Source organism: Acinetobacter sp. YH12058 (genome assembly GCF_013419805.1).
Lineage (GTDB): Bacteria > Pseudomonadota > Gammaproteobacteria > Pseudomonadales > Moraxellaceae > Acinetobacter > Acinetobacter towneri.
This window is the reverse complement of record NZ_VOZL01000003.1, coordinates 15,702-28,290: the sequence shown is the minus strand read 5'-3', so window position 1 is coordinate 28,290 and position 12,589 is coordinate 15,702. Positions and strand designations below refer to the sequence as shown.

The window sequence follows — 12,589 nt, the reverse complement described above, 5'->3', positions numbered from 1 at the left end:
CCACAGACAAGCAGTCAGAAAAAAGCCCTCTTATGCAAAGATGAGGGCTTTTTTATGGGCTATTCAAACTTATTTTTTCTGAAACAGATAAATTTGATGCTGTGCTGTCACGTCAAACTGGGTTCGCTGTTCCAATGCCTGACGGCGCTCTGCTTTGGCTTTATAGGCATAAGGTGTCATAGCAATTAAATGAATTAAATCGCTTTGATTGAGCTGTAATGGTGTTTCCACCACGCTGGCATCAATCAAATCAAAAGTAGTTTGTAATTGGGTGATAAATTTTTCGGGTTCATGTGGCTTTACCTCTTCGAACAACGCTTGACGCATCGCCAATAAATGCTCAGGCGCAGGCGTCACCACCAACAAATAACCTAGTGGTTTTAAAACCCGTAAAATTTCATGTTGCGGGATTGGGCTAAACAGACTGGCACATAAATCAATACAATGCTCCAAAACAGGCAAGGTTGCTCCTGTCCCCACCACCCAAGTCACTGCGGAATTCAATTTTGCCGCTACTTGTACGGCATTCTTGGCAATATCCACCCCGACACACTGCAACACTTCGCCTTGCATGGCAGCAGTGTAATAACCTTCACCACAACCAATATCCAACAAATTTTCGATGCGTAAGGCACGAATTTTTTGCACCACCGCCTGTTGCAAGGGCGCATAATGCCCTGCACTTAAAAATGCACGGCGTGCCTGCACAGAAGTAGGTGTATCCCCTGGATTTTTACTGTGCTTATGTTGCACCACATGTAAATTGACGTAGCCTTGTTTCGCAACATCATAACTGTGATTGCTGGCACAACGCCATGTTCGATCATGCAGTTGCAATACCTGACGACATACAGGACACATCAGCAAATTCATCATTTTCTCCAGAGTGGACGACATAAAAAAGTCGGCGAGTGCCGACTTTTAAAATTTTCGGTTGGATAGGCTTAACGTAATTTTAAAGTCATTAAACCTAAAACCACCAGCATAATTGTGATAATCCAGAAACGAATCACCACTTGAGTTTCACGCCAGCCTTTCTTTTCATAGTGGTGATGCAACGGCGCCATTAAGAATACCCGTTTATTGCGCATACGTAGTGAGCCAATTTGCAGGAATACCGAAATCGCTTCAACCACAAACACTCCGCCCATAATCGCAAACACGATTTCCTGACGTACCATCACGGCAATCGTACCCAGCATTGCCCCCAAAGACAGTGCACCGACATCGCCCATAAAGACTTGTGCAGGATGCGCGTTATACCACAAGAAGGCCAAGCCCGCACCAATCATCGCGGCACAGATTACCACCAACTCAGACGCATATTTCACATAAGGGATATGCAGATAATCGGCAAAACGAACATCCCCCGCTAAGTAGGCAAAGACGCCCAAACCTGCCGCAACCAACACGATTGGCATAATTGCCAAACCATCTAAACCATCAGTCAGGTTCACCGCATTTGAGGCACCGTTAATTACCAAATAGGTAAAGATAATGAAGCCAATACCGAGTGGAATCAACGACAATGGAATGCTGAAATCTTTAAAGAATGGAATCAACACATCCAGCATATCTGCGGTTTGTGCAGGATTTGGCTGTTGGGTTGCAATCACATACAACGCAATACCCGCACCCAATGATGCTACCGAAGTCCAGAAGAATTTTTTACGCGCAGGCAAACCCGCATTGTCTTTGTAGCGAATTTTAATCCAATCATCTGCCCAGCCTACAGCGCCAAAAATGACCATGACCGCCAGTACAATCCAGACGTAAGGGTTAGATAAATCTGCCCATAATAGGGTCGAAATACCAATGGAAAGCAGGATTAATACCCCGCCCATGGTTGGCGTACCCATTTTTTTGGCATGCCCTTCAGGTGCATAAGAGCTGACTGCCTGACCGTATTTTAATGCTTGCAGTTTACGAATCATCACAGGGCCTAGCACCAAACCGATGCCAAGCGCAGTCAATACACTCAGTAATGAACGTAATGTTAAATAACGAACCACCTGAAACGAGCTGTTATAGCCCGCCAGCTGCTCAAATAACCATAACAGCATTTAAATTTTCTCCATCAATGCAGCCATCAACGTTTCCATATGGGTATAACGAGAACCTTTAAATAGGAAACTCATGGACTGAGGTTGATGTGTTTTTACCAGATCAATTAAAAACGGCAAGGCTTGTTCTTGAGTGACAAAAGCCTGTAATTTTTTTCCATATTGGGTACTACGTGCACCTTCTTGGGTCGCTGGTGCAAATTCACCGACTGCCACCACAAAGTTGATGCCACGAATAGACACCAAATCACGCCCCAACATATAGTGCTGTTGTGCTGCGCTATTGCCCAGCTCACCAATATCACCAATTACCATAACTCGCACACCTGTTTGCTGTGCAAGGACTTCACCTGCAGCACGCATAGAGGTTGGATTGGCATTATAGGTGTCATCAATGAATAAATGTGTGCCTTGCTGAATAAAGTTCAAACGGCCTTTTGCCCCCTGTGCCTGTTCCAAGCCTGCGACAATATCATCTAAACTCACACCAATTGCCAGTGCAAAAGCAGCAGCAGCCATAGCATTTTGTACATTGTGTTCACCTGCAAATGGCAAATGAATCTGACGCACACCATGCGTGGTATTTAAACAAAAACTTGCCGATTGTGGCTGCAACTGAATGTCTGTCGCAAACACATCACCGCCTTCACCAAAACTTAGACGCTGTTCTGACTGAACCGCTTGCTGAATCTGTTCGGCAAAATCATCGGCAGCAGGGACAATCGCTGTACCTTGCGAGGCAATATGTGCATAAATTTCAGACTTGGCCCGACAAATACCATCACGCCCACCAAACTCACCCAAATGCGCAGTACCAATATTGATAATGCCTGCCACCTGCGGCTGCACCAAGTTTGAGGTGTAATCGATTTCACCTTGATGACTGGCGCCCAATTCCATCACTGCATATTGATGGCTAGCATTCAACTCCAATAACATCATCGGCACACCCAAGTCATTATTCAGGTTGCCACGGGTAATTAAAGTCGGTGCCAAACGTGACAAAATACTACCAAGCATTTCTTTGGTGGTGGTTTTACCGCTACTGCCTGTTAACGCAATCACTTTTAATTGAGGATGTTGCTGACGACGAAATGCGCCCAAGTGTCCTAAAGCTAAACGGGTATCAGGCACGACCAATTGGCAAATATCTGCGTCTACAGGCTGGCTGACAATTGCCATAGAACAGCCCTGAGTCGCTACTTGTGCCACAAAATCATGCGCATCAAAACGCTCACCTTTTAAAGCCAAAAAGGCATCGCCTGCTTCAGCATGGCGTGAATCGGTTAAAATACGTTTAATCTCGCCTTGCGGTGCTTGCCCATTGAACCAATAACCCTGTGTTGCCTGTTTGAGTTGTTCGGCAGTCCAAGGTTCTAAAATTGCGGTACTGGTGGTGGAAGTGTGCATACAAATTCCTTATTGGGCAGGATAAGCAGAAGGTGAACAATGCTGTGCATCTATCGCAGATTGCACTTCAACCACATCGTCAAACCAGTGTCTTACTCCATCTATTTCTTGATAGTTTTCATGACCTTTGCCTGCAATCAAGACAATATCGCCTGACTGTGCATGTTTGACTGCATATTTAATCGCTTCACGACGATCATGAATTTCATGGCTCTGTGCCACCGACAAATCGACACCTGTCTGCATATCGGCAAAAATTTGCAAAGGATCTTCTGTACGCGGGTTATCAGAAGTCAAAAGCACAACATTGGCATAGTCCAATGCCGCTTGGGTCATCAGTGGGCGTTTACCACGATCCCGATCTCCACCGCAGCCAAACACCGCCCAAAGCTGTGCGCTAACATGGCGTTTTAAGGTTTGCAACACTTGAATTAGGGCATCTGGCGTGTGTGCATAATCCACCACAAATAAACGCTCTGCATCACGCAACACTTGCATACGCCCCGGTGCGCCTTTGAGTTGTGCAGTCGTGTGTATTAAATCCTGTAATGCAAAACCTGCTTGCTCTGCTGCGATTAAACTCGCGACCAAGTTTTCAACATTAAAATGTCCGAGCAACGGACTTTGCACCACATATGCTGCCGTAGCAGTTTGTAGATGGAAACGTACACCATTCAGACTGTATTCAATCTGCTGTACTTGATAGTCTGCCGCTTGCTGCGTGGAATAAGTCAAAATTTTCGGTTGCGCAGGGTTCTGTTGCGCCGCTTGCAACATGATCCCAGCATATTCATCATCTAAATTGACAATTGCAACTTTTAAACTGGCAAACTGAAACAGCATGGCTTTGGCTGCAGCATACGCCTCTAAAGTACCGTGATAATCCAAATGATCACGGCTCAGGTTGCTATATACCGCAATTTCAATATCGCAGCCATTTAAGCGCCCTTGCTCCAAGCCATGTGAACTGGCTTCAATTGCGGCAAATTTTGCCCCTTGTTGTGCATAGCTGTATAAAGCATTTTGCAGTTGCAAGGCATCTAAAGTGGTATGTGTTGAAGCTTCCAAATTGGGCAAAATTCCGTTGCCTGTGGTGCCCATGACTGCACAGCGTTGAGCTTGCAACATCAACAATTCAGCAATTAAGCGGGAAATGGTGGTTTTACCATTGGTACCCGTGACTGCAAGCACACGTGCCAAAGGTACAGGCTGTCGTGCTTGTAAATATTGTTTTTGCCACTGCCCCATGCGCTGACGCACATCTGGCACCACCAAATTATTGGCAACTGCCAATTCAGTTTCCGAAATCACCGCCAAAGCACCTTGATCTAAAGCTGCTTGCGCAAATTGTGCGGTTTTTTCAGGCTGCGACAAACTGGTCAGGGCAATAAAAATTTGTCCTGCTGTTACATGGCGGCTGTCAAGTTGAAAGCCCTGAAAGTCTTGTGTCATCCAATCTGCAACGCGAGAACTGCGATAAATATGTTGAAAGCTGATAGACATGCGTCACCTGTTATTGGATGTTGGGAGTTTCTAAAGGTTTATCTAAAGGTACGTTCATTAAACGTAAAGATTCTTGCATCACACGGGCAAATACAGGCGCCGCCACCAAACCACCATAATACTGTCCTGTTGGATTTTCCACCACGACAACCATGGCTAAACGCGGATCACTGACTGGCGCAACCCCAGCAAACAAGGCACGATATTCAGTCTGTGAATAGCCTTTGCGGTCTGCACGAAGTTTATGCGCTGTTCCCGTTTTACCTGCAACCCGATAGCCTGGAATATTGGCTTGACGTGCCGTACCACCGGGTAACGTTACGGCTTCCATCATCAGTAGAACTTGATCGGCAATTTTAGCATCAACAATTTGTTCGCCTTTAGGCTGTTCTTCTAATTTGTATAAACTCAGCGGCATTTTTACGCCTTTATTGGCAAGCATGGCATAGGCATCTGCCAATTGCAGCACAGTGGCGTTCAAACCATAACCATAAGACATGGTCGCCACTTCCGACACATTCCATTTGCTTGGTGGCAAAATTAAACCTGCGCTTTCACCCGGAAATTTCACTGCAGAACGCGCACCAAACCCTAAACGCTTATAAAAAGTCGGTAAGGTTGCATACGGTAAAGATAAAGCAATTTTCGCCACACCCACGTTTGACGATTTTTGGATAATTCCCGCCAAAGTCAGTGAGCCATAATTGTGGGTATCACGAATGGTGTGATTACCCACCCGCATTGAACCACCACTTAAATTGACCACGGTATTCGGTGAATATTTGCCACTTTCCAGTGCCATTGCCACCGTCATAGGCTTCATGGTCGAACCCGGTTCAAAGGAATCCACCGCACCACGGTTACGCATGGCATCTTTATTGGACAAACTTTTTTTGTCATTCGGGTTATACGACGGCCAACTGGTCATCGCCAAAATTTCACCCGTTTTCACATCTACCGCAATTGCTGTGGCTGAACGGGCATTATTTGCCACCCCTGCTGCAGTCAATTCACGATACATAATGTATTGCAAACGTGAGTCGATACTCAGGGTAATATTTTCGCCCGGTTCAACCTCTCTCACCACTTCTGGGTCTTTGACACGGTTACCCTTTTTATCGCGCACGATTTGCTGTTCGCCATCCACGCCTGCCAAGCGGGTATTTAGCTGCATTTCCAAGCCTTCAATGCCTGTGCCTTCACTATTGGTCAAACCAATAATTTGTGCATTCGGCTGTGGCTGCGGGTAATAACGCTTATAGTTTTTCTCGGTATATACCCCTTGGAAATTACGTTTTAGAATCAGCTCTGCCTGTTGCGGCGGCACTTCTTTTTGTAAAACCAAATAACGTGAACGCGGACGCTCGTTCATTTTATTTTTCAGTTCTTGGCGATCCATCCCAACTGCATCGGCAAGTTCATCTAAATTCAAGTTTTTATCTGGCAATTGACGCTGCAATTTACGACTGGTCGGATTTTTTTCCAGCTCTGCGGTAATTTCATCAAACAGCTTTTTATTGTCAAAATAATCACGTGGATCAATCACCACTTTCATAATTGGGGTACTAATTGCCAAAGGCACGCCATTGCGATCATAAATCACCCCACGCATGGCTTTTAGTTTTTCAGTTCTTAAAATATTGGCATTGGCTTTGTTTTGTAAAAAATCATGGTTGATAATTTGCACATAGAATGCCCGTCCCACCAGTGCCACGAACACCAGCAGTACCACAGCCCACATTAAGTAAAAACGCCACATTTCTACATGAATGGCATTTTTTCCAGTTACCGATTGCTGTTTCTTTCGGGTTTGCTTTTTACGCGTATCGACCATGTGCAACTCGCCTTATTGTTGTTCTGAGGTTGTAGGCAAAGAAATCACCACAGTTTGCGGTGCGGGCGGTGAATACATACGCAGTTGCGTCACCGCACGGGTGCCAATTTGTGCAGTTGCACCAAAGGTCTGCTGTTCAATTAACAAACGCCCCCATTCGGCATTTAAGTCATCTCGCTCGCGCATATAAGAACTCAGCTCACGATAATCATGGCGATATTCAAACACTTGAAACACCACCATAATCGCGCTGATAAATACCAGCGCCAATAAAATAAAATAGGCGACCATTTTTTTCAGTCGCACTTGAGATTGATTTTTTTCAACGGTTTCAGTTTTCATTATTGGCCTTTTCAAGCTAATCGTTCTGCAACACGTAGCCATGCGCTGCGTGAGCGTGGATTGGCTTTGACTTCTTCATCACTGGCACGCACACGTGATATTTTTTTCAATCGACGTGTATCTTGTTGCTGTTGTGGCAAGCCCCAACCCGAATCTTCAGGCAGGCTCGATTCTTTTTGAATAAACTGTTTAATTAAACGATCTTCCAAAGAATGGAAGCTAATTACCGCCAAACGACCTTCGGGTTTTAACACCTCAACGGCTTGCGGCAAGAAGTTTTCAATATCTTCTAATTCTTTATTAATCGCAATACGAATTGCCTGAAAAGTACGTGTTGCAGCGTGTTTGTTTTTTTCCCACTTCGGATGGGCAACTTTTACAATTTCAGCCAATTGTGCGGTAGTTTCAATATAACCCGCCTGTTTAATGGCTTTGGCAATACGGCGGCTATAACGCTCTTCACCATATTGAAAAATCACATTGGCTAAGGCTTCTTCTTCAATATCCACCAGCCATTCTGCTGCAGTCGGGCCTTGTGAATTGTCCATACGCATATCAAGCGGGCCGTCTTTCATAAAGCTAAAACCGCGTTCTGCCTGATCTAGCTGTGGTGACGACACGCCTAAATCGGCCATCACACCATCGACCTGAGTGACGCCCAAATCATTCAACGCTTGCTGCATATCAGCAAAACTGGCATGAATAATTTGAAAGCGCGAATCTTGCTGCGCCAATTCTGCTGCCACGGCCAAAGCTTGTGGATCTTTATCAAAGGCATAAACTCGCGCCTGCGCATCCAATTTGGATAACAACAAACGCGTGTGTCCACCTCGTCCAAAGGTGGCATCGACATAAATTCCTGTATTGCGATCTGCCAACACGGCATCAACAGTTTCATGAAGTAATACAGAAATATGCGACATAAGGTTCAATCAATACAGCTAAAATGTAACTGCACATTATTACCTTGTTTTGGCAAAGCTCCAAACGTCTTTTTGTAGATAAATATTACTTTCCATAGGGAAAACCGTTTTTGACTTTTTTAAAGCACAAAAAAATCTCCGTAGAGATTTTTTTGTGTGCCAATCCAATAAAAGATTAGCCGAAAATGGATATCTGTTTAACGCTTAGTATTATAAATTTGGTCGAAAATCGCACCATTCACAAAATGGGTTTTTTGTGCATTTTCCCAACCACCGAACACTTCATCAATGGTGAAAGTTTTTAATTTCGGAAATTGCGCTGCATATTTTGCAAGGACTTTTTCATTACGTGGACGGTAGAAATGCTTCGCTGCCATTTCCTGACCTAAAGGTGAATATAAATAGTTGATATAACCTTTCGCCAACCATTTATTACCATTTTTCTCTACTGTACGATCTACAATTGCCACCGAAGGCTCAGTCAAAATAGAAATAGATGGATAAACAATATCAAACTTGTCTTTGCCTAAGGTTTTTAAAGTCACAAGGGCTTCATTTTCCCAAGTCAACAACACATCACCAATACCACGTTCAGCGAATGTGGTCATCGATGCACGTGCTGCCGAGTCCATCACTTTCACGTTGTGGTACATCTTACCTACAAATTCTTGCGCTTTAGCTTTAGAACCGCCTGGTTGCTTTTCTGCATAACCCCAAGCCGACAAATACACCCAACGCGGCAAACCACCTGTTTTCGGGTTTGGGGTAATAATTTGTACGCCCGGTTTGGTTAGATCATTCCAATCTTTAATCTTTTTCGGATTACCTTTGCGCACCATAAAGACGATGGTCGAGGTATAAGGCGCAGAGTTATGAGGAAATTCTTTTTGCCAACCCGCTTGAATTTGACCTGACTTTACAATTTCTTCAATGTCATTCGCCAATGCCAAAGTGACAACATCGCCCTTTAAACCATCGACCACAGAACGCGCTTGCTTACCCGAACCACCATGCGATTGTTTAAAGTTGACGTCTAAACCTGTACGTTTTTTCCAGTACTGACCAAACGACTTGTTAAATTCATCATAAAATTCGCGGGTCGCATCATACGATACATTTAAAAACTGACGATCTGCAGCCTGAGCAGTCGTTGCAGCAAAACCTGTTGCCAATAGCGCAGCAGCCAATAAAGCTTTCAATTGAGTTTTCATTACAGCACACATCACCTTTAATCTGTCGCTCAATATATGCAATGCTCAGGCGCTGCGCAATTTGTAAAAAACATGCAAAAAATGATTAAATTCAAATAATTTAGCTTTAATTAATTGTTTTTAATCAATTTAATTCAAGATGCGGCGTTTATTCCAAATTTATACCTTTTTATGGATTAGATATATGAAAAGTGAATAAAACTTTGATCCGTTTTTAGACTCAACGGTAAAATAAGCGACATCACAGCAATCAAACCCGCTTCAAAACTATTTTATTGTGACTTTTGTAACAATCTTCACGATATCTCCACAGTTGTTTGTTACAACATGTTCTAAATCAAAGATCATCTGAAAAATCGGTATATAGTGAGTAAATGATGATAAAGATCTTATTAAGAGTGTGACGCAAATCTACTTTTGTTATGATTTTTGTGATTAAATATTAAAGTGATTAAAACAATTTATAAATTGTGAGTTCACTCATAAAGGAAAGGGGGAATCAAAATGAAATCTAAACTCATGTTCGCAGTATTACTCAGCTTAAGTACAGTCGGTCACAGTGCAGTGATCAAATCTGCTGAAAGTAAAACCCATTTAACTGCGGAAAAGGGGTCTTTAATTGAAAAAGCCCTTACCCAACAAAAACAGGCAGACAAGCAAAAGTTTGAATCAAATAATGATTTAAAAGTGCTGACTTCCATTCATGTCGCTCCAACTCAAAATTTCTTTGCCTTGCAAAATCAGCGTTTTAGCCGTTTTGTACAAGCCTTATTCCCGCAAGATAACTCATAACTCCGCATTAAATTCACTGCCTTTGATCCCCTTTTCAAATGCAGTTGAAACGCCCAAGTACAGAATGTTGAATTTAACATTAAGTACTTGGGCTTTTTCGTTATAATGGTTGCAATTTACATTTTGAATTAATTTTTGCTTATGACTGTTCGTACTCGTATCGCGCCTTCTCCTACTGGTTTCCCGCACGTGGGAACAGCGTATATCGCCTTGTTTAACTTATGTTTTGCCAAACAACACGGTGGTGAATTTATTCTTCGTATTGAAGATACTGACCAACTGCGCTCAACCCCTGAATCTGAAAAAATGATTTTGGATTCATTGCGTTGGTTAGGCTTAAATTGGGCAGAAGGTCCAGATATCGGCGGCCCACATGCACCGTATCGCCAATCTGAACGTATGGATATTTATAAGCAATACGCCTTGCAATTGGTTGAACAAGGGCATGCTTTCTATTGCTTCGCTACTAGCGAAGAACTAGATCAAATGCGTGCAGAACAACAAGCACGTGGTGAAAGCCCGCGCTACGATGGTCGTGGTTTAAACTTGTCTGCAGATGAAGTGCAGCGTCGTTTAGCGGCAGGCGAAGCGCATGTTATTCGTATGAAAGTGCCAACCGAAGGCGTATGTAAATTTAATGACATGCTGCGCGGTGAAGTGGAAATTCCATGGGCGCAAGTCGATATGCAAATTTTGCTGAAAACAGATGGCTTGCCAACTTACCATTTGGCCAACGTGGTCGATGACCATTTGATGCAAATCACTCACGTGATTCGTGGTGAAGAATGGATTCCATCGGCACCGAAACACCAATTGCTTTATCAATATTTTGGTTGGGATATGCCTGTGTTATGCCACATGCCATTGTTGCGTAACCCAGACAAATCAAAATTATCTAAACGTAAAAACCCAACTTCAATCAACTACTACAAAGACATTGGCGTATTACCTGAAGCTTTGCTGAACTATTTAGGTCGCATGGGTTGGTCAATGCCAGATGAAAGTGAAAAATTCACCTTAGCCGAAATGATTGAACACTTTGATATTCAACGTGTTTCACTAGGCGGCCCTATCTTTGATGTGGAAAAACTCAATTGGCTGAATGGTCAATGGATTAAAGCGCTTTCACCTGCTGAGCTGTTAGATACCTTATTGGCTTGGAAAGCAGATCGTGCCAAATTGGAAGAAATTGCTGCCGCAATTCAACCACGTATTCATTTACTCTCAGAAGCGGTCAATTGGTCAGCACATTACTTCAACCATTTCCCAAGCTTAAGCAAGGAACAGTTTGAAAGTAAAAAACTGTCTGAAGAACAAGTGCGTCAAAGCTTGCAATTTGCAATTTGGCGTTTAGAAAGTCTATTTACTTGGAACAACGACACGGTGAGCCAAACCCTGATGGATTTAGCGAACCAAATGGAAATCAAATTGCGTGATTTCATGCCTGCGTTCTTTATTGCAATTGCAGGTTCAACTGCATCTACCCCTGTGATGCAAACCATGGTTACCATTGGCCCTGATCTGACTTTTGCACGTTTGCGTCATGCCTTAGAAGTAGTTGGTGGACCAAGCAAAAAAGAAGTGAAAGTCTGGGAGAAACTGAATGAAAGCATCAAATTGCCGAAAAATGATGCAATTGATCCAGCTTAATTCATTTTTTTGTTGACGTGTGCGCGCAATAGCCCTAATATTGCGCTCACACAGACTGGGGTCATAGCTCAGTTGGTAGAGCGCTACAATGGCATTGTAGAGGTCAGCGGTTCGATCCCGCTTGACTCCACCAAGTTTAAATAAGGCTTTACCTGTGTTGCCTCATCAAGTCCCTATCGTCTAGAGGCCTAGGACATCGCCCTTTCACGGCGGTAACCGGGGTTCGAATCCCCGTAGGGACGCCATATTCAAGATGAATATAAATTCACTTATCTTCATCTTATAATAAAGCTCAAGCAATGACTTGGGCTTTTTTATTGCCCTGTTTTCTGACAGACTGTTTTTGATTTGCCGTACATTTGGTTAGAATAACGATCAGATTAGAATTTTGGAGTTGTAATGCAATACCGATGCCCTAAATGTCAAAGCCCAAAAATCATGCCTGTTGCGCAGGCAGGTCAAACAACACCGCGTCCTGTGGTGCCAAAAAGCTTGGTGATGCTTATTCCAGCGGTATTTGTTTTATTACTTCTTGTCTTGATCAGTATCGCCATGTGGATTTTTGGTGATGGTGCAGGCACAACCTTACAAAGCATTACTGTGGCGGTATTTGTGCTGTGTGTAATTGCAGGTTTCTTGTTTTATCGTGATTTGCCTGATTTCAAAATTTCTATGCAAGCCTTTATGCAGTCACAAAAAAAATGGAAGTGCCGTGAATGTGCACATGAGTGGGAAGTTTAAACCTCACTGGTCTACATCTAGATTAAGAAAAATGTTGCTAGGTTGATCACAAGACCACATTATCGAGCAAATATAAAAAAACCAGCCTTCTCGGCTGGTTTTTTTAATGAGAACTCAAGT

At 43.4% G+C, this 12,589-nt stretch carries 11 protein-coding genes and 2 tRNA genes; 5 read left to right on the top strand and 8 right to left on the bottom strand.

The features are described 5' to 3' along the window. Positions 1 to 69: 69 nt before the first annotated feature. From FTU09_RS02770 to FTU09_RS02735, 8 genes are all read right to left on the bottom strand, one after another. Positions 70 to 873, bottom strand: coding sequence for a putative RNA methyltransferase (locus FTU09_RS02770; protein ID WP_131260646.1), 804 nt, complete (start codon positions 871 to 873; stop codon positions 70 to 72). A 71-nt stretch (positions 874 to 944) separates the two neighbouring features. Further along, entirely contained in the window at positions 945 to 2,063 is a 1,119-nt protein-coding gene (gene mraY, locus FTU09_RS02765) for a phospho-N-acetylmuramoyl-pentapeptide-transferase (RefSeq protein WP_019836136.1), read from the bottom strand. Next, positions 2,064 to 3,473 carry a UDP-N-acetylmuramoyl-tripeptide--D-alanyl-D-alanine ligase gene (murF, locus tag FTU09_RS02760; RefSeq protein WP_180072750.1) on the bottom strand — a complete coding sequence of 470 codons (1,410 nt, stop codon included), beginning with the start codon at positions 3,471 to 3,473 and terminating at the stop codon, positions 2,064 to 2,066. It lies immediately after the preceding gene. Positions 3,474 to 3,482: 9 nt separating this feature from the next. Further along, on the bottom strand, positions 3,483 to 4,976 hold the full coding sequence (locus FTU09_RS02755; RefSeq protein WP_180079491.1) for a UDP-N-acetylmuramoyl-L-alanyl-D-glutamate--2,6-diaminopimelate ligase: 1,494 nt from the start codon (positions 4,974 to 4,976) through the stop codon (positions 3,483 to 3,485). Positions 4,977 to 4,986: 10 nt separating this feature from the next. Next, positions 4,987 to 6,810 carry a penicillin-binding protein PBP3 gene (ftsI, locus tag FTU09_RS02750; protein ID WP_180051794.1) on the bottom strand — a complete coding sequence of 608 codons (1,824 nt, stop codon included), beginning with the start codon at positions 6,808 to 6,810 and terminating at the stop codon, positions 4,987 to 4,989. A 12-nt stretch (positions 6,811 to 6,822) separates the two neighbouring features. Next, positions 6,823 to 7,152: a cell division protein FtsL gene (ftsL, locus tag FTU09_RS02745; RefSeq protein ID WP_104852659.1), complete on the bottom strand. Its 330-nt coding sequence runs from the start codon at positions 7,150 to 7,152 to the stop codon at positions 6,823 to 6,825. An 11-nt stretch (positions 7,153 to 7,163) separates the two neighbouring features. After that, entirely contained in the window at positions 7,164 to 8,075 is a 912-nt protein-coding gene (rsmH, locus tag FTU09_RS02740) for a 16S rRNA (cytosine(1402)-N(4))-methyltransferase RsmH (RefSeq protein ID WP_004974437.1), read from the bottom strand. Between the two features lie 197 nt (positions 8,076 to 8,272). Further along, the gene (locus FTU09_RS02735; protein WP_070153561.1) at positions 8,273 to 9,286 is read right to left on the bottom strand and encodes a sulfate ABC transporter substrate-binding protein; all 1,014 of its coding nucleotides are present in this window, start codon (positions 9,284 to 9,286) and stop codon (positions 8,273 to 8,275) included. Positions 9,287 to 9,790: 504 nt separating this feature from the next. On the opposite strand from FTU09_RS02735, the gene FTU09_RS02730 reads away from it, so the two are divergent. The 5 genes from FTU09_RS02730 (at position 9,791) to FTU09_RS02710 (ending at position 12,469) form a co-directional block, all read left to right on the top strand. Further along, positions 9,791 to 10,078, top strand: a complete 288-nt coding sequence (locus FTU09_RS02730; RefSeq protein WP_154320244.1) for a hypothetical protein — start codon at positions 9,791 to 9,793, stop codon at positions 10,076 to 10,078. 141 nt (positions 10,079 to 10,219) lie between these two features. Beyond that, complete coding sequence (gltX, locus tag FTU09_RS02725; RefSeq protein ID WP_179989021.1) at positions 10,220 to 11,728, top strand: glutamate--tRNA ligase; 1,509 nt, start codon at positions 10,220 to 10,222, stop codon at positions 11,726 to 11,728. A gap of 57 nt (positions 11,729 to 11,785) precedes the next feature. Further along, positions 11,786 to 11,861, top strand: a tRNA-Ala gene (locus tag FTU09_RS02720). Between the two features lie 36 nt (positions 11,862 to 11,897). After that, positions 11,898 to 11,973: transfer RNA gene (locus tag FTU09_RS02715), tRNA-Glu, on the top strand. Between the two features lie 154 nt (positions 11,974 to 12,127). Next, positions 12,128 to 12,469: a hypothetical protein gene (locus FTU09_RS02710; RefSeq protein WP_004974430.1), complete on the top strand. Its 342-nt coding sequence runs from the start codon at positions 12,128 to 12,130 to the stop codon at positions 12,467 to 12,469. The last annotated feature ends 120 nt before the right edge of the window (positions 12,470 to 12,589 follow it).